General features: G+C 70.8%; 28 protein-coding genes, 1 pseudogene and 1 riboswitch. Of the genes and pseudogenes, 7 read left to right on the forward strand and 22 right to left on the reverse strand.

The annotated features are described in order from the left end of the window. Positions 1–56 precede the first annotated feature (56 nt). The gene (locus IEZ19_RS30035; protein ID WP_189314469.1) at positions 57–797 is read right to left on the reverse strand and encodes an MBL fold metallo-hydrolase; all 741 of its coding nucleotides are present in this window, start codon (positions 795–797) and stop codon (positions 57–59) included. Positions 798–1,023: 226 nt separating this feature from the next. On the opposite strand from IEZ19_RS30035, the gene IEZ19_RS30040 reads away from it, so the two are divergent. Beyond that, positions 1,024–2,229: a phosphodiester glycosidase family protein gene (locus tag IEZ19_RS30040; RefSeq protein ID WP_189314470.1), complete on the forward strand. Its 1,206-nt coding sequence runs from the start codon at positions 1,024–1,026 to the stop codon at positions 2,227–2,229. On the opposite strand, the gene IEZ19_RS30045 is transcribed toward IEZ19_RS30040, so the two are convergent. The 4 genes from IEZ19_RS30045 to crcB (IEZ19_RS30060) form a co-directional block, all read right to left on the reverse strand. Continuing rightward, positions 2,217–2,567, reverse strand: a complete 351-nt coding sequence (locus IEZ19_RS30045) for a DUF190 domain-containing protein (protein WP_189314471.1) — start codon at positions 2,565–2,567, stop codon at positions 2,217–2,219. The genes IEZ19_RS30040 and IEZ19_RS30045 overlap by 13 nt on opposite strands. A gap of 76 nt (positions 2,568–2,643) precedes the next feature. Next, positions 2,644–3,018, reverse strand: a complete 375-nt coding sequence (gene crcB / locus IEZ19_RS30050; protein ID WP_189314472.1) for a fluoride efflux transporter CrcB — start codon at positions 3,016–3,018, stop codon at positions 2,644–2,646. Then, positions 3,015–3,371: a DUF190 domain-containing protein gene (locus tag IEZ19_RS30055; RefSeq protein ID WP_189314473.1), complete on the reverse strand. Its 357-nt coding sequence runs from the start codon at positions 3,369–3,371 to the stop codon at positions 3,015–3,017. The genes crcB (IEZ19_RS30050) and IEZ19_RS30055 overlap by 4 nt, the downstream gene beginning before the upstream one ends. Continuing rightward, a complete protein-coding gene (gene crcB, locus IEZ19_RS30060; RefSeq protein WP_189314555.1) occupies positions 3,368–3,793 on the reverse strand; it encodes a fluoride efflux transporter CrcB in 426 nt (141 codons plus the stop codon). The genes IEZ19_RS30055 and crcB (IEZ19_RS30060) overlap by 4 nt, the downstream gene beginning before the upstream one ends. A gap of 295 nt (positions 3,794–4,088) precedes the next feature. Then, a riboswitch (Fluoride riboswitch) is annotated at positions 4,089–4,154 on the forward strand. Positions 4,155–4,185: 31 nt separating this feature from the next. On the opposite strand from crcB (IEZ19_RS30060), the gene IEZ19_RS30065 reads away from it, so the two are divergent. Together IEZ19_RS30065 and IEZ19_RS30070 are read left to right on the forward strand one after the other, a co-directional pair. After that, positions 4,186–4,671: an inorganic diphosphatase gene (locus IEZ19_RS30065; RefSeq protein ID WP_189314474.1), complete on the forward strand. Its 486-nt coding sequence runs from the start codon at positions 4,186–4,188 to the stop codon at positions 4,669–4,671. 55 nt (positions 4,672–4,726) lie between these two features. Further along, positions 4,727–5,137 carry a hypothetical protein gene (locus IEZ19_RS30070; protein ID WP_189314475.1) on the forward strand — a complete coding sequence of 137 codons (411 nt, stop codon included), beginning with the start codon at positions 4,727–4,729 and terminating at the stop codon, positions 5,135–5,137. 71 nt (positions 5,138–5,208) lie between these two features. Here IEZ19_RS30070 and IEZ19_RS30075 read toward each other — a convergent pair whose 3' ends face one another. The 5 genes from IEZ19_RS30075 to IEZ19_RS30090 all read right to left on the reverse strand — a co-directional run bounded on the left by IEZ19_RS30075 (position 5,209) and on the right by IEZ19_RS30090 (position 9,561). After that, the gene (locus IEZ19_RS30075; protein WP_189314476.1) at positions 5,209–5,754 is read right to left on the reverse strand and encodes an RBBP9/YdeN family alpha/beta hydrolase; all 546 of its coding nucleotides are present in this window, start codon (positions 5,752–5,754) and stop codon (positions 5,209–5,211) included. A 103-nt stretch (positions 5,755–5,857) separates the two neighbouring features. Beyond that, complete coding sequence (locus IEZ19_RS30080) at positions 5,858–6,844, reverse strand: aldo/keto reductase (protein ID WP_189314477.1); 987 nt, start codon at positions 6,842–6,844, stop codon at positions 5,858–5,860. A 96-nt stretch (positions 6,845–6,940) separates the two neighbouring features. Then, a complete protein-coding gene (locus IEZ19_RS30085) occupies positions 6,941–7,702 on the reverse strand; it encodes an FAD-dependent monooxygenase (protein ID WP_373297071.1) in 762 nt (253 codons plus the stop codon). Positions 7,703–7,746: 44 nt separating this feature from the next. After that, the gene (locus tag IEZ19_RS53135) at positions 7,747–8,064 is read right to left on the reverse strand and encodes an FAD-dependent monooxygenase (protein WP_308429023.1); all 318 of its coding nucleotides are present in this window, start codon (positions 8,062–8,064) and stop codon (positions 7,747–7,749) included. 147 nt (positions 8,065–8,211) lie between these two features. After that, entirely contained in the window at positions 8,212–9,561 is a 1,350-nt protein-coding gene (locus IEZ19_RS30090; RefSeq protein ID WP_229841020.1) for a glycoside hydrolase family 3 N-terminal domain-containing protein, read from the reverse strand. Positions 9,562–9,752: 191 nt separating this feature from the next. Between IEZ19_RS30090 and IEZ19_RS30095 the strand changes: the two genes are divergently transcribed. The 3 genes from IEZ19_RS30095 (at position 9,753) to IEZ19_RS30105 (ending at position 14,209) form a co-directional block, all read left to right on the forward strand. After that, positions 9,753–10,889, forward strand: a complete 1,137-nt coding sequence (locus IEZ19_RS30095) for a cytochrome P450 (RefSeq protein ID WP_189314478.1) — start codon at positions 9,753–9,755, stop codon at positions 10,887–10,889. A 120-nt stretch (positions 10,890–11,009) separates the two neighbouring features. Next, positions 11,010–11,684 (forward strand): ArsR/SmtB family transcription factor, encoded by a 675-nt coding sequence (locus IEZ19_RS30100; RefSeq protein ID WP_189314479.1) that lies wholly within the window; start codon positions 11,010–11,012, stop codon positions 11,682–11,684. Further along, a complete protein-coding gene (locus tag IEZ19_RS30105) occupies positions 11,681–14,209 on the forward strand; it encodes an ABC transporter permease (RefSeq protein WP_189314480.1) in 2,529 nt (842 codons plus the stop codon). The genes IEZ19_RS30100 and IEZ19_RS30105 overlap by 4 nt, the downstream gene beginning before the upstream one ends. A gap of 41 nt (positions 14,210–14,250) precedes the next feature. On the opposite strand, the gene IEZ19_RS30110 is transcribed toward IEZ19_RS30105, so the two are convergent. The 7 genes from IEZ19_RS30110 to IEZ19_RS30140 all read right to left on the reverse strand — a co-directional run bounded on the left by IEZ19_RS30110 (position 14,251) and on the right by IEZ19_RS30140 (position 18,052). After that, on the reverse strand, positions 14,251–14,475 hold the full coding sequence (locus IEZ19_RS30110) for a hypothetical protein (protein ID WP_189314481.1): 225 nt from the start codon (positions 14,473–14,475) through the stop codon (positions 14,251–14,253). Then, positions 14,472–15,164 carry a nucleotide-binding protein gene (locus IEZ19_RS30115; protein ID WP_308429024.1) on the reverse strand — a complete coding sequence of 231 codons (693 nt, stop codon included), beginning with the start codon at positions 15,162–15,164 and terminating at the stop codon, positions 14,472–14,474. The genes IEZ19_RS30110 and IEZ19_RS30115 overlap by 4 nt, the downstream gene beginning before the upstream one ends. A 40-nt stretch (positions 15,165–15,204) precedes the next feature. Continuing rightward, entirely contained in the window at positions 15,205–15,786 is a 582-nt protein-coding gene (locus IEZ19_RS30120) for an HD domain-containing protein (protein ID WP_189314482.1), read from the reverse strand. Positions 15,787–15,895: 109 nt separating this feature from the next. After that, a complete protein-coding gene (locus IEZ19_RS30125) occupies positions 15,896–16,414 on the reverse strand; it encodes a GNAT family N-acetyltransferase (protein WP_189314483.1) in 519 nt (172 codons plus the stop codon). 212 nt (positions 16,415–16,626) lie between these two features. Further along, positions 16,627–17,220: an ATP-binding protein gene (locus IEZ19_RS51160; protein WP_229841025.1), complete on the reverse strand. Its 594-nt coding sequence runs from the start codon at positions 17,218–17,220 to the stop codon at positions 16,627–16,629. Continuing rightward, on the reverse strand, positions 17,139–17,501 hold the full coding sequence (locus tag IEZ19_RS53665; protein ID WP_373297072.1) for a hypothetical protein: 363 nt from the start codon (positions 17,499–17,501) through the stop codon (positions 17,139–17,141). Before IEZ19_RS53665 ends, IEZ19_RS51160 begins: the two co-directional genes overlap by 82 nt. A 41-nt stretch (positions 17,502–17,542) precedes the next feature. After that, positions 17,543–18,052, reverse strand: a complete 510-nt coding sequence (locus tag IEZ19_RS30140) for a molybdenum cofactor biosysynthesis protein (RefSeq protein ID WP_189314486.1) — start codon at positions 18,050–18,052, stop codon at positions 17,543–17,545. A 489-nt stretch (positions 18,053–18,541) separates the two neighbouring features. Between IEZ19_RS30140 and IEZ19_RS30145 the strand changes: the two genes are divergently transcribed. Further along, positions 18,542–19,264 (forward strand): FAD binding domain-containing protein, encoded by a 723-nt coding sequence (locus IEZ19_RS30145; protein WP_189314487.1) that lies wholly within the window; start codon positions 18,542–18,544, stop codon positions 19,262–19,264. A gap of 174 nt (positions 19,265–19,438) precedes the next feature. Here IEZ19_RS30145 and IEZ19_RS53670 read toward each other — a convergent pair. The 5 genes and pseudogenes from IEZ19_RS53670 to IEZ19_RS30170 all read right to left on the reverse strand — a co-directional run. Further along, positions 19,439–19,717: pseudogene (locus IEZ19_RS53670) on the reverse strand (nitroreductase/quinone reductase family protein); the annotation flags it as partial. Between the two features lie 176 nt (positions 19,718–19,893). After that, positions 19,894–21,711, reverse strand: a complete 1,818-nt coding sequence (locus tag IEZ19_RS52675; RefSeq protein ID WP_189314488.1) for a stealth family protein — start codon at positions 21,709–21,711, stop codon at positions 19,894–19,896. 12 nt (positions 21,712–21,723) lie between these two features. After that, entirely contained in the window at positions 21,724–23,421 is a 1,698-nt protein-coding gene (locus IEZ19_RS30160; protein WP_189314489.1) for a stealth family protein, read from the reverse strand. A 490-nt stretch (positions 23,422–23,911) separates the two neighbouring features. Next, a complete protein-coding gene (locus IEZ19_RS30165; RefSeq protein WP_189314490.1) occupies positions 23,912–24,376 on the reverse strand; it encodes a hypothetical protein in 465 nt (154 codons plus the stop codon). A gap of 75 nt (positions 24,377–24,451) precedes the next feature. Then, positions 24,452–25,246, reverse strand: coding sequence for an SDR family NAD(P)-dependent oxidoreductase (locus tag IEZ19_RS30170; protein ID WP_189314491.1), 795 nt, complete (start codon positions 25,244–25,246; stop codon positions 24,452–24,454). Between the last annotated feature and the right edge of the window lie 144 nt (positions 25,247–25,390).

Raw genomic sequence — 25,390 nt, forward strand, 5'->3', positions numbered from 1 at the left:
ATACAAGATCACACACTACCCGTTAGACGGAAGTTGGGGTACCTAACGAAGCCCTACTAGGGGGCGGGCGGATTCAGAGCGGCTTCGGCCTCCTGCCGTGACCTCGGCACGTCATGACTCTCCACGTACATGTGGTACGCCGGGTCCGGCAGCCCCCTGACCATCGCCAGGTCGGGCTCGTCGCCCGGCCGTCGTAGGTGGTACGGCGGCGGGTAGTAGCAGTCGCCCAGGAAGACCACGCCTTCCGAGGGGACTTTGACGACGATCGAGTCCGGCGTGTGCCGACCGCCGACATGCTCGAGTTCCACTGCCACCCCGGCCAGTTCGACGACGTGACGGGTACGGAACGTCTGGTCGGGCGGCACGATCCGGGACGACTCCCAGCAGTCCTCCATGGCCCGGATCCGAGCCGAATAGCTGGGCCGCAGCAGCGGCTCGCGCGCCGTCTCCGACCGGAGATACGTCTCGGACCACGGCTTGGCCGCTTCGCTGAGCAGGGCCTCCCGGCACTCCTCGTGGGCGACGACCGGAACGCCCCACTCCTGCGCGCCCCAGACGTGGTCCCAGTGGTGGTGTGTGTAGACGAGCAGCCGCGGTGGCGGGAACCCCAGGTGTGCCAAGCCGTCGCGCACCCGGTGGGCGTGCGCCGGGCTCTGACCGGCGTCGACGACGAGACAGCCGTCGTCCCCGGCGATCATCCCCACACTCGCCTGGACCCGGTCGGGATCGGGATGGTGCGGCCACAGCCAGACACGCTCCGTGACGCGTACGAGCGTGCTCGGATCGGCATGCGTCATCGGTTCCCCCGGAGCCTGGTGTCGAAGTCGCCGTCAAGCTACCCCAACGGCCGAGGTGGGCCCCCCTGTTGACCGCCCGCACCGGCACCGGCTCCGGGAGCACCGGTGCGGCGAGCGGGTGCATCTCCCGGCGCAGGCGATTGGTCTTGATCGGAAACGGAAGTAATCGCAGTAAATAGTAGTAATCCTGACTGGCACTCGGCCGGGACAACGCGCGAGGAGCGCCATGACCCACAACCGATCCCGCCCTCCGTGTCGGCACCGCCGACTGGCCCGACGCACCTGGCTCGCCGTGCTCGCGCTTCTGGTCGGCAGCCTCGGCTGGTCGATCGGCGAGGCGCTGACGTACCCGGGCAAGGACAGTGACGCGGCCCGGCTGGCCGAATGGGGCCGGGACCACGAACTGGGCTTCGTCGTCGACCAGTTGGAGAACCTCAGGTACGACCTGAACCCACCGAGGGTCGGCGGCACCCTTTCCGCCGAGGCCCTGGCCCGGATGCGTGGACCGCACGAGGCCGACGGCGAGAACGGCGACCCGGCGGCACCCGGCCCGGAGGCCCACGGCCCGGCCGTCGGCTCCCGACGCGGCGCGCCCCCGGCACCACAGATCCCCCTGCACGCCCGCATGCGCACGTTCGTCACCCCTGCGCTGCCCGGCGAGGGAGTCTTCCGCACCCTGGCCACCGACCACGGTGAGCCGATCGTCCAGGGCACCTACCTGCGCCCGGACAGCGACCACACCTCGTACGAGGCCGCGGTCGCCTGGATCAGCCAGAAACACGCACGCTTCCGGCTCCACCCTGGATTCCGCGAGCCGGGCGGCAGTTTCGACGTGCCGCCGACCATCCCCGAAGGGCACCGCAAGGGACTGCTCGCCACCTGGAACGGCGGTTTCCGCGTCACCAACGGCGACTCCCGGGGCGGCTTCTATCTCGACGGCAAGCTGGTCGGCGAGCTGCGTGACGGCGTCGCATCGGAAGTCTTCCACCGCGACGGCTCCATCGGGATCGGCGAGTGGGGACGCGACGTGTCGATGACCTCGGACGTCGTCGGGGTCCGCCAGTGTCTGGGGCTGATGGTCGACCACGGCAAGGTGGTCGACGACGTCGACGACGAACACCAGTGGGGCGCCTCCGACCAGGGGCGCATGTTCGTGGAACGCTCCGGAGTCGGCGTCACCGCGCAGGGCGACATCGTCATGGTCGTCGGCCAGGCGCTGTCCGCTCGTACCCTCGCCGAACTGATGCAACGCGCTGGTGCGGTCCGCGCGATGTCCCTGGACATGAACCGGGCATGGCCGTCCTTCATGTACTACGACGCCGGACAGCATCCGTCCGACCCGGAGCCCACCAACATCCTCGACTTCGACAACCCGCCCGACCGCTACTACGACAAGGCCACCCGCGACTTCGTCGCCGTCTACGCCCGGTGAGAGGGACGGTGCCGGCGCGAGCGGACGCTCACCCGGTCGAGGATGGCGAGGCCATGGTCCGACAGGACGTCCTCCAGGGTGTCGAGGAAGGCGCGCAGCCGTTCCTCGCTCTCGACGACGACCACGGCGCACGGGCCCTGCGTCCGTATCCGTGACGGCCGGTCGCGGTGGATCTCCAGGTGCAGACCGTACCCCTCGATCGCGTGGAACACACTCGCCCCGGACAGCCCCTGGGCGTGGGCGCGGTGCACGATCTCGGCGTAGGCGGGCCTGTGGTGCCAACGGGCGCTCGCGGACAGGTGGATGGTGAGCCGGGCTGCCGCCTCCTCGAACGCCATCGCACGCCCCTCCCGCCGAGGTGACTGCCGTCACCGTACTGGTGGACGGGCGGTGCGGGGAGGGGGTGCGTGGGTCTCAGACCCAGATCGCCTGGGCGAGTGCGGCCCCCGTGAAGGCGGCGCCGAGTCCGGCGACGATGCTCGCGACCGCGTTGGCAGCGGCGAAGAAGCGGGCGCCCTCCTCGGCGAGCCGCAGCGTCTCGTACGACAGGGTTGAGTAAGTGGTCAGCGCTCCGCAGAGCCCGGTGCCGAGCAGGAGTTGGACGTTGGAGGAGATCCCGCCGGCGACGACCGCTCCGGTGATCAGGCCGAGGATGAACGAGCCGGACACGTTCACGGTGAAGGTGCCCCACGGGAAGACCGTGTCGTACCTCGACTGCACCGTACGGTCCGTCAGATAGCGCAGCGGCGCCCCGACGACCGCGCCGGCGATGACCAGCAGCCAGTTCACACACCCTCCTGCTGCTCGTCGCGGCCGATGTACCGGATGACCTCGCAGTCGTCGAGGATCACCAGGCCCTCGCCGACCAGTTCGTCCAGCTCGGGCAGGAAGGCGCGTACCCGGTCCTCCGTGTCGACGATGATGATCGCCACGGGCAGGTCCTCGCTCAGCGACAGCAGCCTGCTGGTGTGGATCAGCGAGGTCGCCCCGAAGCCCTCGATGCCCCGGAACACGCTGGCACCGGCGAGGCCCGCCCTGTGTGCCCGGTGCACGATCTCGGAGAAGAGGGGCTTGTGATGCCAGGTGTCGTTCTCGCCGATGAAGATCGTCACTCGCAGGGCTCGTCCGGTCAGCCTCGTCATGACTGCCTCCACTCGATGACGCGGCGGGTGAGGTTCGCCGTCGTCCACACCGTCGTGAGTGCCGCGACCATGGTGGCCGCCAGATAGAGCAGGCCGGTGGTGGCCCGGCCGCCGTCCATCAGACGCTGGATGTCCACGGCGTAGGTGGAGAACGTGGTGAAGCCGCCCAGGACCCCGGTCCCGAAGAAGGGCCGTACCAACCGGTGCGCCGCCCATACGTCGGTGATGATCACCATGAACACGCCGATGATGCCGCAGCCGATCACGTTCACCCAGAGTGTGGTCCACGGGAAGGCGCCCTGCGCGGTCGGCCACATCAGGGCCGCGCCGTAGCGGGCACAGGCACCGATGGCGCCGCCGACGGCCACGGCCGCGATGATCGGCCACTGTCTGCGCCGCAGCTCACGCCGCTGCGCGGGCATGCGCAGATCGACGTCGGGATCAGTGGGTTCGTTGAGCACTGGGGGTCGGACCTCTCCCACGCGGGTCTCCTACTCGCACTGCACCCCGGCAGGCCCAGGGCGCACTCCATCGCAAGCAGGGACCGTTGGCGGCCACAGTGCCGCGGTTGGGTACGGCGGGCCCCACCGCCGCGCGGCCGCACGAGCCGCCGCAGGACCCCTAGCCTAGCGCCAGGTGCGCGCGGCTTCCCTGCGGGGCCCCGCCTCGGCCCCGCAGAGGCTGTGGTTGAGGTGCTCGCGGGGGCGCGGGACACTGGAGGGGTACGGCGACGAGGCTCGCCGCAACCGCACCGCACAGGGCGCTGATGGCCTCTACGTGATGCAGGACGCTCGCAGCACGGAGGTGGGCACCGATGCACAAGATCGCCGTCGCAGTCGACGCGACCGTCGCCAGCACCATCGGGCGTGACGACGACGCGGCCCCGGTGGACGCGCCTCCGGCGCACGGGGAGAGCGGCTGGCCGGTGGGCCACGGCCGCGTCGTGGACACCCTCGGCGACGACGGCCGCCCGCTCGAGGCCCTGGTCCTGATGTGCGAGCCCGCCGTACCCCGTGACGGAGTCCCGGCCTGGCCCGTCGCCGTCCTGCACCTCGCCGCACAGGGCCGCGCGGTGGACGAACTGCTGTGCGTGGCCGAGGCCGCGCCCTTCACCGACCTGGTGGACATGGCGGACCTACCGCGCTGGCACGCCGAGCCCGAGGTGTGGGCGAAGGCCCTCACCCGGCTCACCCCCGGCAGCTCCTACGAGATCGCCGGGCTGGGACCGGCGGGGGAGGCGGACGCGCTGCTGGACACCGCCTGGCATGCCTATCTCCAGCTCACGGGCTGCCTGGAATGAACTCCGCGTCTGCGTCACGCCGCGCACGGATCACTTGCCGGCGAGGTGCGCGCGCATGAAGAACCCCGCGCTCTACTCGCTGATGTACAGCGAACCCACACGGGTCATGTCGGCCGCCTTCAGGGCCGGCATGGAGATCCTCATGGGCCGTATCCACCGCCTCGCCGCCGGCGGCCGGCTCCGTGTCGACGAGGACCTCGCGGCCGTGATCATCCACGCCACGGCACGCGGCGGCGGCGCGGTGCTCACCTGGCTGTCCCTCCCCGAGGACTGCCGCAACCCGGCCCTGTTGACCACGCTTCGAGAATCGATCGTCGCGAGCGTGACGAACCAGAGCCTGCGGTGCGGGAGGCCGGCCCGGCCGGCCCGGCCGGCGCCGCCCGCGCCCTGCGCGCCGCGCTGCCCGAGCAGGCGAGTCTCAGCGGCGCGGAACATCACCTGCTGCGCGATGGGCTGGACCGTCTGACCGACGAGGGCTGAGGCACGGTACCCGGAGCGAGCCGTGGACCGCTCGTCGAGACGCCGTGCCGGGACGTGTCAGCGGTCGGTGAGGCTGCGGAGGAGGTGCCGTCCCGTCGGCCAATCGCCCAGGCCGCTCTGGGAGTTGATGTGTCCGTGGTCGTGCAGGAGGTGCAATGGTGACTGCCATCCGGACGCGAACTCCGCGGATGCCTTCGGGTCGCAGTAGGGGTCGTTGTCGCCGGCGACGACCAGGCTGCGACACGGCAAGGGGCGGGCGGTCACGTTCAGGAACGTCGGCGCGGCTTCGCCCGGGAATGCGGGGCCCCGGGGGTCGGGTGGCGCGACCAGGAATGCCGTGACGTCGTCGGGCTGGGCCTGGGCCAGCCACTCGGCGGCCGCCCAGCAGCCGAGACTGTGGGCCACCAGCGCCACCCGCCCGGCGTTCCGGGAGGCGCGCTCGTGGGCGGCCTGGACCGCGCCGACCCAGTCCTGCAGGTCCGGCCTGGTCCATGAGGCCGGTGTGGTGCGGACCGCTGCGGCGCCCCACCGTTTCTCCCACAGGCTCTGCCAGTGGATCTCGTCCGACCCGTCGATCCCAGGGATGATGACGTACGCGACCATCGTCTGCCGTCCTTCCCGTTGTGGCCCCCGCGTTCCGTGGGCAGCTGCGCAGCCACCCGCCCAAGTCGCTTCCCACGACGCGGTCGGCCACGCCCTGACGGCCTCAGCGGCTGGTGAAGGTGAGGCTGGCCGCGTCGTAGCGGTTGCCCGCGATCCGCTCGGCCGGGGCGGCGGCCTCGATGGCGGCGAGGTCCTCGGGGGACAGTTCCACGGCCAGAGCGGCGAGGTTCTCTTCCAGGTACTGGCGCCGCCTGGTGCCGGGGATCGGCACCACGTCGTCGCCCCGGTGCTGCACCCAGGCCAGGGCCAGCTGGCCGGCGGTGACGCCCTTCGCCGATGCCAGCTCCGTCAGCTTCGCCACGATCGTCAGGTTGCGTTCGAGGTTGCCGTCGGCGAAGCGCGGCTGGCTGCGCCGTATGTCGTTCTCCGCCATCCCTTCGGTCGAGTTGTAGCGGCCGGTCAGGAAGCCACGTCCGAGCGGGGAGAACGGCACGATACCGATGCCGAGTTCGCGGCAGACCGGGGCGATCTCTGCCTCCAGGTCGCGGGTCCACAGTGACCACTCGCTCTGCAGCGCGGCGATCGGGTGCACGGCGTGCGCCCGCCGGACGGTCTGCGCGCCGGCCTCGGACAGCCCGAGGTGACGGACCTTGCCGGCCTGCACCAGCTCGGACATGGCGCCCACCGTCTCCTCGATGGGCACCCGCGGGTCGACCCGGTGCTGGTAGTACAGGTCGATGTGGTCGACCCCCAGCCGGCGCAGTGAGGCCTCGCAGGCCTGGCGGACGTAGGCGGCGTCGCCGCGGATCAGGGTGGGCTCACCCAGGCGGTTGGCGAAGCCGAACTTCGTGGCCAGCACCACCTCGTCGCGTCGCCCGGCGATGGCCCGTCCGATCAGCTCCTCGTTGTGTCCGGAGCCGTAGAAGTCGGAGGTGTCCAGGAGGGTCACCCCGAGATCGAGGGCGTGGTGCAGTGTCGCGATCGACTGCGTGTCGTCCGCCGCGCCGTAGCCGTGGCTCATGCCCATGCACCCCAAACCCTGTGCGGAGACCGCGAGTTCGCCGAGGTGTCGGGTGGGGACGGTGGTCATACTGCTGCCTCCTGGGCTCGGCGGATCCGTCTGTGTAAGACGGTAGGAATTGGAGCGCACTCCATGTCAAACGACAGCCCGGCAGGAGCTTCCCGGTCACGTCCGCAGGTCGAGGACGTCGATGGCCCACCCGCTTGCCTGGGGCATGAACCGGTGCATGGCCGTGTGTGCCGCCATCCGCGCGTCGCGTGCCTGGGCCGCGGGCCCGTCGGGCAGGTGGAAGTCCTCGCCCGCCCGGGCGGAGCTGGTCTGGGTGCTGGTGGCGGTCGCGAGCCGCCGGTGCACGTGAGCGTCGAGTGCGGCAGACACTTCGGCGGGCGTCGTATGTGTGAGGACGTCTCCGAGGACGGCCGCGTCCAGGATCGACTGGGCCGCGCCCGGGGCGAGGAACGGCACCATCGCGTGCGCGCTGTCCCCCAGCAGGGGCACGCGTCCGAGGTTCCACCGGGCGAGCGGGGCGCGTGGGTAGAGGCCGTAGCGGAACACGTGCCCGGCGCGCTCCAGGACTCGGACCAGCCGGGAATCCCACCCGTCGAACTCGCCCAGCTGCTCTCCCGGCCGCGCCCGGGCGGTCCATGACTCCTGGGCCGTCTCCGCGCCGAACACGGCCACGACGTTGAGGAGTTCGCCTCGCTTCACCGGGTGGTGGACGAGGTGCCGGCCAGGCCCGAGCCAGACGCCGAACTCCGGCAGGTCCAGATCGGCCACCTCGTCGGCCGGGAGCAGGACCCGGCAGGCGGCGGTGCGGGAGAAGAGCGCCTCGTCCGCGCCGAAGAGCCATTGGCGGGCGGTGGACCGTATGCCGTCCGCCGCCACCACGAGATCCGCCACCACGCGCTCGCCGTCGGCCGTGGTCACGTAGGCCGTCCTGTCGTCCTGGTCGATGCCCGTGACGAGGGTGTTCAGGCGCAGTGACCGGGACGGCAGCGCGGCGTCAGCGCGTGATGCAGGTCGGCCCGGTGGACTTGCAGATACGGCGCTCCGAAGGCGTCCTCGGCCTCCCGGCCCAGCATGTAGCGGCAGATCTCGGCCCCGTTCGACCCGGTGCGGAAGCTCACGTGTGAGGGGTGGACCGCCCGCTCGGTGACCGCGTCGAGCAGGTCCAGCCGGCGCAGCACGCGCGTGGCGTTCGGTGCGAGCTGGATCCCGGCACCCACCTCGGCGAACCGTGCCGTCCGCTCGACGAGCGCGACCTCATGGCCGGCACGGCGCAGACTCACTGTCGCGGCCAACCCCCCCGATAGCCGCCCCCACCACGATCGCTCGCATGCCGCCCCCAGGTCGGTCCACTCGCACGCCCTTGCCGAGCCCGGGCGATCCTGTCAACCGGAGCTTGCCAACCTGTCGGCCACCTCGTACAGGCCCTGTCAGCGGCAGTCGAGCAGACCCGCGGCCTGCTTGGCGGCGAGGATGCGGTGCACGCTGTCGTTGACCTTGGCGCGGAAGGAGGCGTCCTGCTGCACACGAGTCCGCAGCGCCTGCGCCATCGCCGGTACCGTGCTCGGCCGTACCGTGAGGATCATGTTCCCGCCCGCCGCGATGAAGTTCACGGCCCGTTGCCCTGCAGTGAAGGACCGTACCGCGACCGCGTTTCCGAGGTCGTCCGAGATGACGACGCCCTTGAAGCCGAATTGCTTGCGCAGCAGTTGATCGATGACCGTCGGCGAGAAGACCGCCAGGTGATTCGGGTCGATCTTGGTGTAGGTGGCCAGCGAGACCATCACGAACGGTGACCCGGCCCGGATCCCGGACCGGAAGGGCTCCAGGCTGCCGCTGCCGGCGGTCGTCACCGAATCCACGACGTGGGCTGTGGTGTCGGTGTTGCCGATCACCTGGCCCAGCCCCGGAAAGTGCTTGATCGTGGTCATCACGCCCGACTGCGCGAAGCCCGCGGCGAAGGCGTTGCTGTGGGAGGTCACGGTGGCGGGGGTGTTTCCGAACTCCCGGTAGAAGGAGCCGATGGGTATGTTGCGGGTGCCCAGGCTCGCGGGGACCACGTCGGCGACCGGTGCCAGATTGAGGTTGAGACCCGCGGCCTTCAGCTCATTGGCCCATACGGCGGCTCGGTCACGCAGCGTAGTGGTGGGCCAGCTGCCCTGGGTCACGCCGTTGGGGATGGCCGAGAAGCCGGGGCCGCTCAGCACCTGCACCTTGCCGCCCTCCTGATCGGTGGAGACCATCATCCCGACCGTTCGGCCGTTCACCTTGTCCGCCTGCCCCCGGAAGCCGTCCACCAGCTTTCTGGTCGCCGCCGCGCCCGCGGTGCTGCGCCCGGTCAGCATGACGGACCCCACGTGGTTGTCACGCAGAGTGCGTAGATCGGTGTTGGTGGGACCGGAGGCGGGGAGACCCCCCATGATGAGCTGCCCGACCCGCTGAGCCGTGGTCATGCCGGAGAAATAGCGATCGGTGCAGGTGGTGGCGGGTGTGGGCGAGGCGGCATCCGCGGCGGGCGAGGCGGGACTCGCGGCGGGTGAGCCAGTCACGTCGGTGGAGGTCGAGGCAGTTCCGGCCATGGTGCGGCTCGGCAGTGGACTGGCGGTGCCGGGGCTCTGCGCCGCGCGGCTGCCGGCGGGAGACCCGGAGGGTTCGGCCGCGCCGCCCTGCGTGGCCGAGGTGCCACAGGCGGTGGCCGCCAGCGCCAGGGTGACCAGCGGGGCCGCGGCACGCAGCATCGCGGAACGAGGGCTTCCGCGCCACCGGAGACGTATCGCCATGGTTCTCTCTCCCGGCCTCGACTACCCCTGAACGCGCGCCGTGGAGTCGCATCCGTCACTGCGGACTCGGCGCGCCGCATCTCTCACACCGTACGTTATCGGCCATTTGTCCGCTCCTTCGGGCGGGCAGCGCACCAGCGGACAGGCGGTGACCACCCGAGATGCACACCGCGTTCAACTAATCTGGCCGTATGATCACGCTCGCTCAGCTGGCCGAGGACCCTCATCCCCGACTGGCCCGGCTCAGGGCCACCGCCCCGGTGCTGTGGCTTCCGGCCCTGGGCGGATGGATGGTCACCACCCGCGCCCTGGCGCTCGCCGTGATGCGGGACGCCGAGACGTTCACGGTGGACGACCCCCGCTTCACCACCGGGCAGGTGACCGGCCCCAGCATGCTCTCCCTCGACGGGACCGAACACGCCCGCCACCGCGAGCCCTTCACCGACCCCTTCCGCCCCGGCGCCGTCCACGGCTCCTACGCGGACGCCGTCCAGCAAGAGGCGGACCGTCTCCTCGACAGTCTCGCTGGACGCGACGAGGCAGAGATACGGCGGGAGTTCGCAGGACCGCTCGCCGCTACCACGATGACGGACGCGCTGGGTCTGGACGGCGTCCCGGCCGCCCAGGTCCTGCGCTGGTACGACGCCATCGTCCACGCCGTGCACGAACTCACCGAGGGACGCCCGGCCGGTGCCGACGGCCACACCGCCTACGCGGCGCTGCGTGAAGCCGTCGCCGGCACGGTGGACGCCGCGGCCTCCCGCTCCCTGCTGGTCGACGCCGCCCGGGCTCTGGAGCTGCCGGACCTGACCGCCAACGCGGCCGTTCTCCTCTTCGGCGGGATCGAGACCACCGAGGCGATGATCACCAACCTCCTCTTCCATCTCCTGTCCTCACCGGAGCAGTCGAGGGAGCTTCAGGCGGAGCCGGACCTGCTCGACAACGCCATCGAGGAGTCGCTACGCCTCGAACCCGCCGCCGCGGTGGTCGACCGGTACGCCACCCGGGACGTGCGGCTGGCCGGAGCCGAGATCCGCAAGGGCGACCTGGTCACCGTCTCGCTCGCTGCCGCCAACCGCGATCCGTCCGTCTTCCCCGACCCCGACCGCTTCGATCTGCACCGCCCCAACTCCCGCCGACAACTCGCCTTCGCGCACGGCCCGCACTACTGCCTGGGCGCCCACCTGGCCCGGCTGGAGACCCGTATCGCGCTCCGCTCCTGCCTCGACCGCCTCGACGGCCTGCGCCTCGACCCCTCCCGACCGGCCGCCGTTCACGGCCTGGTGTTCCGCAAACCCGCCGCCCTGTGGGTCCAGTGGGACCGTTGACGGCCCCTCACAACTCGCACCGGACACCGCTGTGCCGGGCTGGAGGTGGGGACAACCCCCCGCTGAGGATGCCGGGCCGCCCCAGTGCACAGAGACCTGTGCACAGACGACCGTGTACGCATGCCCGAGGAACCCCATGACCATGAACCCGCACAACAAGCCGGGGTAACACCCGTCGAACTCACAGACCTGGCCACGCTCAAGGCGCTCGCCCAGCCGCGCCGTCAGCGCGTGCTGCAGTACCTGACCCTGTACGGCCCGGCCACCTCGGCGACGCTCGCCCGCGCCCTCGGCCTGAACACCGGGTCGACCAGCTACCACCTGCGCGAGCTCGCCCGGTACGGCTTCGTCGAAGAGACGGACGGGGCATCGGCCGGATACCGGGAGCGCTGGTGGCGGGCGGTCCCCGGCGACCGTCGCTTCCCGCCGCGCAGCCGTCAGAGCCCCGAGATGCGGCACGTCCTGGACGAGCTGAACCACCACGCGTACGCCGCCGACCTGAAGCTGTTCGAGCAGCTTCAGCAGGACGCGGACGACGACCCCTGGGCGGACGCCTTCCCCGACTCACGGGGCACCATCCGGCTCACGCTCCCCGAACTGCGCGTGCTCTTCGAGGAGTTCATCGCCCTCCTCAACCGCTACAAGCGCCCCGAGTCCGAGACCCCGCCGGATGCCCGCACGGTACTCACCCGGTTCCTCGCCTTCCCCGCCCCCGATCCCACGTCCGACTCCCGCCCGGGAGCCGGGCCAGAGCACGCTCCCGCACACAACACAGGAGAGGCCGATCCCTCGTGATGCTGCGCTACGCCCTGAAGACCGTCCGCGCACGCAAAGCGGGCTTCCTCGGTGCCTTTCTCGCCCTGATGTGCGCGGCCGCTCTCATCACCGCGTGCGGCACGCTCCTCGAAACAGGGCTGCACGGAACGATCCGTACCGAACGCTACGCCGCGGCCCCGGTCGTGGTCTCCGCCGACCAGAACGTCCACCGGACCATCGTCAAACACAAGAAGGGCAAGACCAAGCTCAAGCACAAGGCCAAACCCATCGCCGAGCGTGCCTGGCTCCCGGCCGGCCTCGCACAGACCCTCGCCGGCACTCCGGGTGTCGCCCGCGTCATCCCCGAACTCACCTTCCTGGCCGAACCGTTGACCGCCACGGGCACCGGCGGCAGGACCTCCTACGGGCACGCCTGGGAATCCGCCGCCCTGACGCCGTACCGGCTCACCACGGGCACCGCCCCCAAGACCCCCACCGACGTCGTCATCGACCGCGACCTCGCCGGCCGCGCCCACCTGGCACTCGGCGACCGCCTCACCATCCAGTCGACGCAGGCTCCGCGCACGTACCGCGTCTCCGGTATCGCCGTACCCGCCACGGCCGTTCGCCACCAGACGCCCCTGTTCTTCGCCACCGCGGAGGCCCGCCGTCTCGCCGCCCACCCCGGACAGGTCACCGCCTTCGGGCTGGTCCCGGAGCCGGGCACAGACCCGGGCCGACTGCGCGAGGCCGTGGCCGCCGCACTGCACGGCACCAGTGCCCAGGTCAGCACCGGAAACGACCGCGGCCCGGTGGAGTTCCTGGACGCAGCCGCAGCCCGTACCAAACTGGTCAGCATGGGCGGGGCGATGGGCGGTACCTCGCTGCTCGTGGCGGTGCTCGTGGTCGTCGGAACGTTTTCGCTTTCGGTGCAGCAACGCCTCCGCGAACTCGCCCTGCTGCGTGCGATCGCCGCCACCTCCGGGCAGATCCGCCGCCTGCTCGGCTGGGAGGCCCTGGTCGTCGGAGCAGCCGCGGGTACGGCCGGGGCGCTGGCAGGACTCCCGCTGGGCGGTTGGCTGTACGGCAGGTTCCTGGCCCTGGGTGCCGTGCCGGCCACGCTCCGGCACACGGCCGGTGTTCTCCCGCCGCTCGCCGCCGTCGCGGCGACCCTGTTCGGTGCCTGGGCCGCCGCACGTATCGCCTCCCGCCGGGTCGCCCGGATCCGTCCGACCCAGGCGCTCGCCGAGGCCCGGACCGAGGACGCGCCGCTCGCCTGGGGGCGCGTCCTCGCCGGCCTGCTCCTGCTCGCCGGTGGTGCTGCTCTGGTCGCCCTCCTCAGCGTGCTGCGCACCGAGCCCGCTTCGACACCGGTGACGTTCCTCGCCGTCGTCGTACTGTCCACGTCCGTCGCCCTGCTCGGGCCGCTCCTGGTCAGAACGGCCACCCGCCTCCTCGCCGGCCCGCTGCGCCTGACCGGCCCCGGCGGCAGACTCGCCACCGCCAACCTCCGCGGCAACGCGGTCCGTATGGCCTCCGTCGTCACGCCCCTGACCCTGCTCATCGGCATGACGTGCACGGTGCTCTTCGTGCAGCCCACCCTCGGCGACGCGGCGCGAGCCCAGGCGGGCGAGGGCGTCCGCGCCGACTGGGTCGTCGCCTCCCGCGGCCCCGGTGTCCCGGCCGAGGCGGCACGACGACTGCGTGCGCACCATGACGTCGTCACCGAAGTGGTCCGTACGACCGTCCGGGTCGGCCTCGACAAGTACGCGGCCCAGGGCGTCACGCCGGCCGGACTCACGCACACCTGGGACCCGGGCGTCACCGCCGGCTCGCTCGCAGGTCTCACCGAGCACACCGCTGCGGTCAGTGAACTGGCCGCGGATCAGCTTCACCTGAAGCCCGGAAGCACCCTGAAGATCACGCTCGGAGACGGCACACCGGCCACGCTCACTGTCGTCGCCGTGTACGCCAGGGGCCTCGGCTTCGGAGACCTCACCCTCGCTCACGACCTGATCGCACGCCACGTCGACAACCCTCTGGCCTCTGCCGTCCTCGTCGGCACGGAGCGCACACGGACCCGACTCGCGCATACGCTGAGCGAGTTCCCGGGGCTGACGGTTCTCTCCCCGGGCGCCGCCGATTCACTCCAGGCGCAGCGACAGCAGGCCAACGCGGAGGTTAACCTCCTCGCCATGGGACTCGTACTGGCTTTCACCGCCATCGCCGTCGTCAACACCCTCGCGATGTCGATCTCCGCACGCATCAGGGAATTCGCGCTGCTGCGCCTCGCGGGGGCGACCCGTCGGCAGGTGCTGCGCATGCTGCGCACCGAGGCCCTGTCGGTGCTCCTTCTCGCCGCCGTCCTCGGCAGCACCATGGCCCTGGCGGTCCTGACGTCGTTCAGCATCGGCATGACGGGCCGGGCGGCGCCCGCGGTCACGCCGCTCGTGTACACGACGGTGATCGCGGGCGCCGGACTCCTCGCACTCGTCGCGTCCGCTCTGCCGGGTCGCACGGCCCTGAGGGTTCGGCCGGTGACGGTGGCGACGGCCAAGGAGTGAGGCTGTGGAGTCGCGGTGCGGGTACTGCTTCGAGCCCCGCCTTACGGGGTGCTTCTCAAAGGGCGCACTACGGTGGCGCCGACACGCACGAGCGCGGAGACCGGCGGTCCCAGCCATCGGGTCACATCGCGGGGCAGGGCGGCGTCCAGCTCGATGGTCACGTGGAGGTAGCGGGTGTGCAGCTCGGTCACCCTGACGGGACGGGGGGCAGGGGTGTCGGGGTCGCGCCGCAAGGCGGCTCGGTAGGTGTCTTTGCGCTGGTTCACGACTGGTCCTGACGCTTGATGAGTTCTTCCGCGAGGTCCATGTAGGCCGAGCCCTTGACCCCGACCGGGCTGCCGAACGACTGGGCGTACAGGTCGAGTCGGGGAATGTGGGTGGACAGCACGTCGAAGCCCCGTTCGGTGAGAGCCTCGCGTGCGTCGGCGTCGGGACCGGTACGCGTGGCGTCGGGACGATTGGTGCGGTTCAGCAGGACGGCGGCGCGCGCGGGCTTGGCGCGCAGGGACTGCAGCTCACCCATCTCGCCGCCGATCGGTGCCATGCGGTCCAGCTCGATGGGGGCCGGTGTCACCGGCACCAGCCACTCGCTCGCGTACCGCATGACGCTCCGGGCGATGCGGGCGTGGTCCTCGAGCTGTGGGGCGTCGAAGACCACGGCCTGCCGGTTGCCGAGGAAGTCGTTCACGCGCCGGTGCACGTCGCCCACCGGTAGCGCGATCACGGGGAACGGGAAGCCACCTGCCAACTCGCTCCAACGCAGTGCGGAGGAGGCGGGGTCACTGTCCACCAGCAGCGGCGAGATGCCCGACTCGTGAAGTGCGTGAGCCAACCAGACCGCGCTGGTCGTCTTTCCCACTCCTGGTTTCAGGTTCACAAACGCATAGCTCAGGGGCACGTGCGGTGACGTTAGTGGCCGGGAGCGGCCAGCGGGGCACGCTCGTTCGTCGTTCACCCTGCAGGGCAGGGGAAGCGTTCATACGGGCTAATACACGTCAGCGCCGGCCGGGCGCCGCGGCGGCGGCCACGCGCTCCACGGCCGGTCGCCAGTGGACCAGTCCCTGTACACGCAGACCCACGACCTTGCCCGCGTCATCGGCGCGCCGTAGTGCCACCGCCGCCTCGAAGTCGGGGTCGGCCTCGAAGGCCGTGGCCTCCTCAGGCGTCATGGCCCCACCCTGGCAGGTGAGGGTGCGCGCGCTCTCGGGGGAGAGCGTGAGGCCCGGGTCCGTCGCGGCCAGATACCGTTTGGCAGGAATGTGGAGCGCGACGAGGCGTGCCGTCCGGGGTCCGAGCAGCGCGGCGACGGCCGCGGCACCGTGCTCGCCGTGTCCGGCCTCGTCGCCGGGTACCAGGTGGTGGCCGATGTCGTGGACGAGGCCGGCGACCTGGAGTTCCTCGTCGTCCGGGTGCCACTCGGCGAGGACGGCGGCCACCTGGAGACCGTGATCCAGGATGTCCACCGGATCGCCGGACTTGTCCGGGGTGTCCCAGCGGTCCTCGCAATCGGCCAGCAGGGCCATGAGCCCGTCCACGGAGTCCACGGGGCGCGGGGAGGCTGCCAGGTGTTCGCTCATGCCGTCAGACTGACGCGCCCGGTCGGACGGGAGGTGGACGTGAGGTGACGTGCCGGGGCGGCGGCCCTCACCTCGGGGCCCGACCGGCCGTCCTCGCGTCGACCGGTCCTCAGACCACGTCCCCGCGCAAGATGCTGTACCGCACGCCGTCCCGCCACTGCCCGTCGCGGAACGCGATGCTGCGCAGGATGCCTTCGCGGATGAACCCGGCCTTTTCCAGGGCGCGTTGCTCGGCGATGTTCTCCGCCTCGGTGTCCGCCTCGATCCGCATGACGGTCGTATGCGCGAAGAGGTAGCGAACCAACTGCCGCTGCGCCTCGGTTCCTATGCCCCGGCCGCGGGCCTCGGGCAGGAGGGCGATGCCCATGTTCCAGTAGAAGGTGGTGGGTGCGGGCTTCATCCTGCGGTACGCGACGAAGCCCAGGCGTTCCTCGCCGCTCACCACCATGAGATGCCCCGCGTCGTCACCGAGGAGTCCGTCCTGGGCCCATTGACGCCGCCAGCGCCCGGTGTCCCGCCAGCCGAACCACTGGAAGGGCGTGGCGGTCTCGGGTTCCGAGAGGAACCGTTCCATGACGGGCAGGTCGTCCTCCGTCACCGGGCGCAGCGCAACGTCGTCGATGCTCATGCGCGCACCTTACGCCGCTCAACACCCTTGACTCTGCTCGTAGTTGCGCCATCCACCTCATCGCGCCGGCCACCGTGGGCAGGCCCGGACCGGTTCCGTGCCGACCGCACAGCGGCCCGTTCCTCCGCGGCATTCCTGTCAGGTCCGCAGGTGTCGAGCGCGAACCGGACACCGTGGTCACGGCCCGTACCACGAGGCCCCCGAAGCTCACCTCACACACCCAGCTCGGCCCGGACGATCTCGCCCGCCGGGGTGTAGCGCGTTCCGATCGACGTGGTCAGTTCGGCCACGATGCGCAGGCCACGCCCGCCCTGATCGCTGATCGTCGGATGCCGCGGGTGCGGTGCGGCACTGCTGGTGTCGTACACCTCGCAGGTGAGCCGGCGGTCACGGACGAGTCGCAGTCGCATCGGACCGGTCGCGTAGCGGATGGCGTTTGTGACGAGTTCGCTGACGACCAGCGTGGTGTTGAAGTCGAGGTGGTCGAGCCGCCACCGCGTCAGCTGGTCCCGTGTCCAGGAGCGTGCCACTCCAACTGCCGCGTTCTCGTGGGGCAGTCGGAGCGTGGCCACGTTCTGCGGATCGAGCCTTCGGGTGCGGGCCCTGAGCAGGGACTGTCCGTCGTCCGGGGCTGTGGGGCCGGGAGGCCGTCGACGGGGGAGCGGTCGCGCCGGTTCCGCGCCGGGGACTGCTCGGGGGGAGGGGCCGGCGGGGCCATGGCTGCTCAGCAGCAGTTCGGTGCCCGAAGCGATCTCGAGCTCCCGCTCCTCGAACGGGTCGTCCCCGCTGCCGAGCGGAGTGCGCACAAGCAGGCCGGGGAACGTGGCCCCCTCGGGGTGACGACCGACAGGCCGGCGTCGCCCGCCCGGGAGGCCGTACAGCGCCCGGTTGCCGGGTCGTAGACCAGGTACAGACAGTGGTCGCCGGTGGTGCGCGCCTCGTCGGACGACATCGGGCAGTCGGCCGACGCGGCGTGCGACGGGCCCTCCGCACCCATGCCGTCGACCCGGGCCAGCAGTTCCGCCGGCCCCAGGTCCAGGGTGTAGAGAGCGCCGATAGCCGCCCGTAGCCGGGTCATCCGGATCACCGCACCCAGTCCCGACTCGAGACCCCCCTCTCGTTCGTCGGCTACCGGGAGGCGTGCGAGGCGCTGACGACGCGGAAGGTCGCCTCACCGCGCGTGAGCACCCCATCGGACAGGGGAGTGCACCGCACGCCCCCCTTGCCGCGCAGCGCACGCTGTGCGCCGGGACCGATGGTCGCGTCCATCCAGGCGCAGGGTCGGGCGGAGCGGTTCACCGCGAACGTCACCGGGCCGGTGCCGCTGTCGAGGGCGATCGTCGCGCCCACGTAGGCGTCGATGTCGACACCGCGCAGGAGGATGTTCCGGCGCGTGTGGCGGAGGTCGACGGAGGGGGCGATGTCCAGGGGGAGGTTCTCCACGGCCATGATGGTCACCGACGCGTCCCGGTGGGCCGGTCGGGCGAAGTAGCGGTCGCCCACCAGGCCCAGGTTCCGGCGCACCTCAACCTGCCGCACGGTCTCGTCGGCCGGTCCGGCGGCGGGGCCGTCCGCGGGGCGCCCCTCGAAACGGTGCGTGGGCGACACCAGCAGTTGCACCACCTCGACCTCCGTCATGGGCCCACCCTAACTGTGCCGTCCGTCAGCGCGTCCTGCCGTGACAACGATGTCTGTTCTGGGGCACCCTGCGCGCCGAGGTCGGCTGCACCCCGTAAGAGCCCGCCGCCACCAACCCTGCCGCCGTCAGCCACGACATCGGGGCGGTGACCACGCACCTCGCTACACCGAGCACAAGGGCTCAGGTCTGCTGCTGATCGGACCGCCCGCCTGCGGATCACGGCCTGGCACTGGGACACCGGCACCCGCTCCCTCCGAGTCACGCTGTCCTCGAGCGGCGTCCGCGGCCTGGTGACGGTCGGCTGTCGGTAGCCGTGCAGGTGCAGTCGAGGGGGCCCACGCATCCGCCGGACCCGCAGGCACGCGGCATGCTCGTGTGAGCCCTGCGCGCGCCCCCGGCCGTGCGACGAGAATGCGCATACCCATTGGCAGGACGGCCGAGGCATCGGCTGTCCGTCGCCCGCTTCCCAGGAAGGCAGGTCGGCTGAGGTGCTGTTGCGTCTGCCCACGTCCGTCCCGCAAGCGCAGGAATGCCTCACCGACGGGGCCGTCCCGGTGGGTGGGGCGACGCTGGTGTGGGCCGTGTGGCAGCGGGACGGGTTTCCCGAACAGGCCATGTCGCTGCGCGAGTTGCCGGAGGCCAATGTTCTCGGGCGTGAGCGGCTGGGGGCGGCCGTGGTGCTGAACCGGATCGACGACCGGGTTCCCGAGGTACTGCGCCGGGCCGCGGCATCCGTGGGCACAGGGGCAGTACGCCGGGCAGCGACCGTCGGCGGCAACCTCGTCGGCAGCGCGCTGCGGTGCCTGCTGCCGCCCGCTCTCGTACTGGACGCCCGGGCGACCGTGCTGGAACCCGACGGCGTCCGTGAGGCCGACCTGGCCGAGGTGACGGCCAAACGTCCGCTGCTGCTCGGCATCCACTGGCGTGAGCCGGTCGCCAGCGCGTACCGCAAGCTGCCGGGCGGAGCGGGTGGAGCGCCGCCGCCGGTGGTTGCAACCGCTGTGCACGTCGACGGCGACGGACAACACCGCCTCCGGGTCGCCGTACGCGACGGCTACGACGTGCTCAGCGGCAGCGTTCCGTGCGAAGCCGACGCCGAACACACCGTCCGCGCGCTGAGCGGGACGGCTGTGGGTGACCTGCCCGCTGCCGTGTGGGAGGCCCTCGGTCACCAGGTCACGGGCCTCCTGACCGGCCTTGCCGACGGCTGAGGACACCCTCTGGTCCGGTGAGGCGTGTGATGCGGAAGACCGGGAAACGCTCCGCGATCCGGGCGAACTCCCCGAGTGGGGCTCCCCGGTCCACCGGCATGTGCGGGGGGCCCCGGGCGCTCGCCGGAGACAGGCGCGCAGGACGGGCGCACGGTCGGCGGGGTCGACCTCGTCGAGACGCACCTCCTCACGGCGGCCGTGCCGCAGTACCGCCCGCCCGTCGGCGGAGCGTACGTTGCGCACCCAGTCGGCCCGCTCGCCGAGCATCGCCACCAGGTAGCGCTCGCCGCCGTGGTCCGCGATGACGACCGGGAACGAGATACGGCGCCCGGTGCGCCGCCCCCGTACGTCCAGCGTCGCCCAGTGCCTCGGCGCGAGCCCGGTGGCGTAGTGCCACGCCGACATCCGGTTCAGCGCGCGGGCCACTCGGCCGGGGCGGCCGCTTCGGTACATCCACCGCCCCAGCCTGTGCCGTCTGCTCGCCCTGGAAGCGGTCTGCTTGATCGTGAGCACACCGACCTCCTCCGTGCTGAGAGGAACCTTCACCCTCGAGCCAACAGGTCGCGTCGCTGGGCGGGCAGGGGCCGCACGACCCTTTCCTCGGGACGCCCGGCCCGGCCTTGGCGATATCAGTCGGGGCGCTGGGCGTCCTCCAGCGTCGTCCGCCGCGGGAGCCTCTCCTCCGGTGGCGCGACGGGCTGCTGCGGGACGGCCCGGGCTGTTTTCTCGAAGCGGCTGGGGTACGGGTACTTGCGTTCGAGGAAGGCGTGGATGGCGGCCTGGGCTCCCGCTCTGGCGGTCGGGGCGGTGTCGACGTCGTTGAGGCAGAAGAAGTCGATGTCCTCTCCCGCGGTGAGGCGGGCCAGGCGCCGCGCCATGTCGGGCGTCCCCAGTTGGATGTAGCGGAAGCGATAGTCGGCGGGGACGGCCCGGCCGGTCGCGATGGCCCAGTGGTGATGGAGCGTGGTCGCGGGAGCGACGTCGGTGGTGGAGCGGAAGCGGGAGTAGGAGGTGCGCTTGAGCTCTTCGATCGCGAGGGCCTCCATCTCCCGCATGACGGAGAGGAGTTGGGGATGGGGGGTGTGCAGTGACTTCTGGGTGATGTAGGTGCCGTGGACGCGCCTGATGACCTCGCGGGAGTTCTTGCCGGCGGAGTTGGGCGCGGGTTCCAGCGGATGCGGGGCGCCGACGCCGAGCTTCAGCGGGGACAGCGGGATCCGGGCGATGCCGTTGCCGTGGAAGAAGTGCTCCGGCTGTACGGGCCGGTTGATGAAGACGTCGTCGTTGAAGTAGAGGTAACGCTCGGACAGTCCCGGTATGTGGTGCAGTCGGCTCTCTATGGCGTGCGAGTTGAAGACGGGCAACGCGTCGGGCGGCAGGATGTCCCGGTGGTCGACCACGGTCAGGCCCTTCGCGCGGGGGTCGAGCCAGACGGGGAGCTGGGAGTCGGTCACGAGGTAGACGTGCCGGACGAAGGCGGCGTACATCTCCAGCGAGCGCAGCGCGTACCGCAGTTCGTCATGGCTGGTGTAGCGGGAGGCACCGGTCTCGCGCGGGGCGATGCCGTTGTCCGACACATCCTGGTGGGCCCGGCGTTTCACGGCCATCACCGGGTCGTCTCCGTCGACCCAGGTGTACACGACGTCGATGGGAAAACGTACTTCGTCGATGCGCGGTTCGGCGAACGGGGCGAACGTCGGCAGGCTGCGCCGGCGGCCCGCCACGGCGGCCGGCTGCTGGGCCGTCGCCGGGAGCACCTCCGAGACCGGGTTGCGGCGCGGGGCGACGAGGGCCGAGCCGAACACGTCCTCGAGCCGGCTGCCGGGCACGGTCAGCCAGGAGTCCGTGCCCGGGGCGGTGCCCAGGTCCCGGCCGTGACACCAGAACTCGATGTCGCACCCGGCCTCGAGACCGGTGAGCACCTGGCCCGCGGGGCCGAGGCGGATCACACCGGTACGCAGGACCGTGGCCTGCCGTACGGACCGCGGCAGCTTTCCGTCGGCCCACAGCACCGCCCTCGTCACAGTGCCGTCGGGACCGACCACGCCGACGTAACCGGCGGTGCGGGCGAAGTGCCGCACGGCCCGGGAGAGGACCGTGGCGCGGTGCGACTCCTCGACGCCGACCGTCTGGCGCGGTGCGCCGCGTCCGTGGTCGGCGGGGATGAGGAAGTACGGCACGCCGATCGACTCCAGCAGCGTGCACACCCGCTCGAGGTCGGCCTCGACGGCGTCAACGGCGGTGTATCCGGCGACCGTACGGCCGTACAGCCGCGTGGGTCCGAAGGTGATCCGGCGCAGACCGGGCAGGGCGGCCCGCAGGCGCCGTCGGGCCCGGGCCGCACGCAGCGTCCAGAGCCGGGCCGGCAGCCAGAGCCGCAGACGCAGCAGAACATCGCGGACGGCGCGGATGCCCGCGAGCGCCGCGAGACGGTGGCGGATGTCCATCGCGCGGCCCCGTCAGTACTGCTTCTCGAACGGGCTCGGGAACGGGAAGTAGTCCTCCAGGAACTCGCCCATCCGGACCCCGACCAGTTCGCGCTCCTCGGGTGATACATCGACGTCGTTGAGGCAGAAGAAGTCGAAGCGGCGGGTGCGGCGCAGATCGGCAAGGCGCTGTTCGGCGTCCGGGCGGCTGATGTTCACGTACCGGAAGCGGAAGCTGCCGGGTACGCCCTGGCCGGTCATCAGCGCGTACTGGTAGAGCAGCGGGGCCGTCATGGCGATGTCCTGCGGCGAGCGGAAGCGTGAGGCCGTCGTACGGCGGACGTCCTGCGCGAACAGCTCCTCGAGCGCCAGCAGCGTGCCGCGCTGCTGCGGCAGCGGGGTGTGCATGAAGTTTTGCGTCGTCATCCGGCCGAACTTCTCGAGCAGCAACCGCCGGACGTTCTTGCTCGCGGAGTTGGTGGCCGTCTCCTCGGCGTGCGGTTTGCCGACTCCGATCTTGAGCGGGGAGACCGGGACCTTCATGAGACCACTGCCGTGGAAGAAGTGCTCCGCCGTGACCCTGCGACCGACGAACACGTCGTCGTTGAAGTAGAGATAGTGCTCCGACAGGCCCGGGATGTGATGCAGCCTGGTCTCGATCGCGTGCGAGTTGAACACCGGCAGGACGTCCGGCGGGAAGATGTCGCGGTGGTCGACGACCGTGATCCCCGGCGCCCGGTCGTCGAGCCAGTGCGGCTTCTGGCCGTCGGTGACGAGGTAGATGTGCCGGACGAAGTCGGCGTACATCGCCAACGAGCGCAGCGAGTACTTCAGCTCATCATGGCTGGTGTAGCGGGAGGCGCTGGTCTCCTTGTCCAGGATCTCGGCGGTGCCGCGCTCGTGGTACCGGGCCCGCTTGGCCCGCATCTCCGGTTCCTCGCCGTCCACCCAGGTGTAGACGACGTCGACGGGGAAGGTCACGTCGTTCACGGTCGGCAGGGTGAAGGGCACGAAGGTCGGCAGCTCCCGCTCGCCCACCCGTATCGTGGCCGGCTTCTGCTCCGAGGCGGGCAGGACGTCCGTGACGCCGTTGTTCCGCGGCGCGACGAGGGACTCGGCGAAAATGTCCTCTGAGGCCTGCGGCTGCACCTTGGCCAGTCGCTGGGGGCCCTTCTCGGAGGCGAGGAGCTGGGCCCCGTCCTCCCAGAACTCGACGTCGCACGCGAGCTCCGGCCCGGCGAGCAACTGGCCCGAGGGGCCGAGATGGTTCTCCCCGATCCGCAGGGTGGGGGCCGTGCGCAGGGCGGCCGGAAGCACACCGTCAAGGAACAGCGCGGGGTTCTTGAGCGTGCCCCCGGGCAGCGGTCTGCCGATGAACACCGCCTTCCCCGAGTTCTGCGTCTCGAGGGCCGTGAGGAAACGTTCCCGGTCGACGGCGTTCACTCCGACCGTGTGACGCGTGCGCGAGGTCGGTACCAGGAAGTAGGCGATGCCTTCCTGCTCCAGCGCGGCGACGACCAGACCGAGATTGGCGGCGGCCGCCTCGGCCGCGCTGAACCGGGTGACGACCCGCCCGTAGAGATGCTGCCCGCGCACCGCCACCGGGCGCAGGACCGGATCCGTGACCGCTGCCCGCCGGCGCCGCCGCATGGTTCGCAGCTGCCATACCCTCTCGGCGGCCTTCCTCTCGACACGAGGTCGCATCCGCCGGGCGAAAGAACGAACGGTCACGCTCTGAGCTCCTCTTAGTCATCCCTTACACATACCTGCGTTAACCAGACAGACGTGTGTTGCGAAAGGTTGTACAGGATTTCTCCGAAAATTAACGGAGCGCACACTGGGTCATTGCTCGGCGTGGTGGCCTGTGAAGATCATGGTCAGCAATGACAGCAGGTCGACGACCACGGCGTCCGCGTCCCTCCACGTGCCGTCGAGGTCGATGAGCGCGAAACCGGGTACCGCACCGGATCGACCGCGAGCGGGCCTCGTCCTGCCGGGCGAAGTACGCGACCGGGTCGTCGAGCAGGAACGACGTGCCGAACTGCGCATCACCCGCGACAGCCCGCTGGGCGACGTCCTGCACCAGCGGCTGGGCCGGGTGCGGTGCTCCCTCGCTCGTGGGGTCCGTGGGGTCGGTAGGAACGGACCGCGTCGGAGCGCTGGGGCGGACGCCACCTCACGCCCACAGCCTGAGCACCCCGGCGCCCAGGTGGGTGCAGGACTAGAAATGCGCAAGGATCTGTCGCAGTGGATGTCCCAACGCGCCTGCGACGGAGGTCAGTTCCTCGTCGGTCAGCCAACCTCGGTTCGGGTACAGGACCTCGATCCTGAACCTCGCAAATCCCATCGGCCAGTCGTATACCAGCTCATTGAGGGACGTCTCGGCGCCACAGCAGGGGGTCGTGATCAGGAGCGTTGGAAAGCCGTCGCGGTGGCGTGCCGAGACGGTTTCCCCCCACCAGTCCGATGTGCCCAGATCCGCCGCACAGCCTGAGCAGGAGATCTTGTCCAGGTTGGTACCGCAATGCACGACTTCGACGTTTTCGCACCAGGTGGCTTCCATTCCGCGCCGGGCGTCATCGTCGGGGAGCATGCCGGACAACATGGCCGCAGCGTGATCTGCCTGAGCCTGACCGGGCTGCCAGTACGGATCCGCCGGAATCACCGTCAGGAAATTGTCGCTCATTCCCCACCCGCCCGGATCAGGGCTGCCGCCCGCTGACGGGGCCAACCTATCCGGCCACAGCACACGGCCAGTCGCTCAAGGGAGGATCGAGTCGACATACCCGCCGTCCACTCGCAGTGCGCCGCCCGTGGTGGCGGAGGCCTGGGGCGAGCTGAGGTAGACCACCATGTTCGCGATCTCCTCGGGCTGGATGAGCCGTTGGAGAAGCGACTGCGGCCGGTACTTGACCATGAACTCGTGCTGGGCCTCGTCCCACGGCAGATCCCGGGACACCAACTGATAGACGAAGTCCTCGACGCCTGCGGTGTGCGTCGGTCCGGCGATCACCGAGTTGACGGTGACACCGGTTCCGGCGGCGGCTTTGGCGAAACCGCGCGTGACGGCCAGGAGCGACGTCTTGGTCATCCCGTAGTGGATCATCTCGCTGGGAATCACCACCGCGGAGTCGCTCGCGATGGACTGCACCCGTCCCCAGCCGCGCTCGGTCATCCCAGGCAGATAGGCGCGGATGAGCCGGACGGCGGTGAGGACGTTCACCTCGAAGTAGCGTCGCCATTCGGCGTCGTCGATCTCCAGGGGCGGGATGGCGCCGAAGATGCCCAGGTTGTTGACGAGGATGTCCACGCTCGGCACGGCCTCCCGTACGGCCCGCTCGCCCTCGTCGCTCGCCAAGTCCCAGGGTGCTGCGAGGACTTGGTCGCTGCCGGTCTCCGAGCGCAGCTTCTCCACCGCATCCTCGGTGGATTCCCGGCGCCTGCCGTTCACGGCGACCCGGGCGCCGGAACGGGCCAGGCCGGCGGCGATGGCGTAACCGATGCCCTGGGTGGAGCCGGTGACGAGTGCGGTCCGGTTCGAGAGATCGATGTGCATGAGACGGCGTCCTCTTCGCATGCGTGGTGGCTGTTGCCGGGCCGGGCGCCCGTGGAGAACATCCTCGGCGACGGCAGCCGGGTGCCTGGCGAACGAGGCGCGCAGGGGCGTGTCGTACGACTGCGAAAAGGGCGTCCACCGCTG

This window comes from Streptomyces brasiliensis, from assembly GCF_014647875.1.
In the GTDB taxonomy this organism is placed as follows: Bacteria; Actinomycetota; Actinomycetes; order Streptomycetales; family Streptomycetaceae; genus Streptomyces; species Streptomyces brasiliensis.

Excerpts from the sequence above, each read along its gene's own strand:
- IEZ19_RS30035 (WP_189314469.1), bottom strand. The coding sequence starts at position 797 with ATGACGCATGCCGATCCGAGCACGCTCGTACGCGTCACGGAGCGTGTC.
- IEZ19_RS30040 (WP_189314470.1), top strand. The coding sequence starts at position 1,024 with ATGACCCACAACCGATCCCGCCCTCCGTGTCGGCACCGCCGACTGGCC.
- IEZ19_RS30045 (WP_189314471.1), bottom strand. The coding sequence starts at position 2,567 with ATGGCGTTCGAGGAGGCGGCAGCCCGGCTCACCATCCACCTGTCCGCG.
- IEZ19_RS30055 (WP_189314473.1), bottom strand. The coding sequence starts at position 3,371 with ATGACGAGGCTGACCGGACGAGCCCTGCGAGTGACGATCTTCATCGGC.
- crcB (WP_189314555.1), bottom strand. The coding sequence starts at position 3,793 with ATGCCCGCGCAGCGGCGTGAGCTGCGGCGCAGACAGTGGCCGATCATC.
- IEZ19_RS30065 (WP_189314474.1), top strand. The coding sequence starts at position 4,186 with ATGCACAAGATCGCCGTCGCAGTCGACGCGACCGTCGCCAGCACCATC.
- IEZ19_RS30070 (WP_189314475.1), top strand. The coding sequence starts at position 4,727 with ATGAAGAACCCCGCGCTCTACTCGCTGATGTACAGCGAACCCACACGG.
- IEZ19_RS30075 (WP_189314476.1), bottom strand. The coding sequence starts at position 5,754 with ATGGTCGCGTACGTCATCATCCCTGGGATCGACGGGTCGGACGAGATC.
- IEZ19_RS30080 (WP_189314477.1), bottom strand. The coding sequence starts at position 6,844 with ATGACCACCGTCCCCACCCGACACCTCGGCGAACTCGCGGTCTCCGCA.
- IEZ19_RS30090 (WP_229841020.1), bottom strand. The coding sequence starts at position 9,561 with ATGGCGATACGTCTCCGGTGGCGCGGAAGCCCTCGTTCCGCGATGCTG.
- IEZ19_RS30095 (WP_189314478.1), top strand. The coding sequence starts at position 9,753 with ATGATCACGCTCGCTCAGCTGGCCGAGGACCCTCATCCCCGACTGGCC.
- IEZ19_RS30100 (WP_189314479.1), top strand. The coding sequence starts at position 11,010 with ATGCCCGAGGAACCCCATGACCATGAACCCGCACAACAAGCCGGGGTA.
- IEZ19_RS30120 (WP_189314482.1), bottom strand. The coding sequence starts at position 15,786 with ATGAGCGAACACCTGGCAGCCTCCCCGCGCCCCGTGGACTCCGTGGAC.
- IEZ19_RS30125 (WP_189314483.1), bottom strand. The coding sequence starts at position 16,414 with ATGAGCATCGACGACGTTGCGCTGCGCCCGGTGACGGAGGACGACCTG.
- IEZ19_RS30140 (WP_189314486.1), bottom strand. The coding sequence starts at position 18,052 with ATGACGGAGGTCGAGGTGGTGCAACTGCTGGTGTCGCCCACGCACCGT.
- IEZ19_RS52675 (WP_189314488.1), bottom strand. The coding sequence starts at position 21,711 with ATGGACATCCGCCACCGTCTCGCGGCGCTCGCGGGCATCCGCGCCGTC.
- IEZ19_RS30165 (WP_189314490.1), bottom strand. The coding sequence starts at position 24,376 with ATGAGCGACAATTTCCTGACGGTGATTCCGGCGGATCCGTACTGGCAG.
- IEZ19_RS30170 (WP_189314491.1), bottom strand. The coding sequence starts at position 25,246 with ATGCACATCGATCTCTCGAACCGGACCGCACTCGTCACCGGCTCCACC.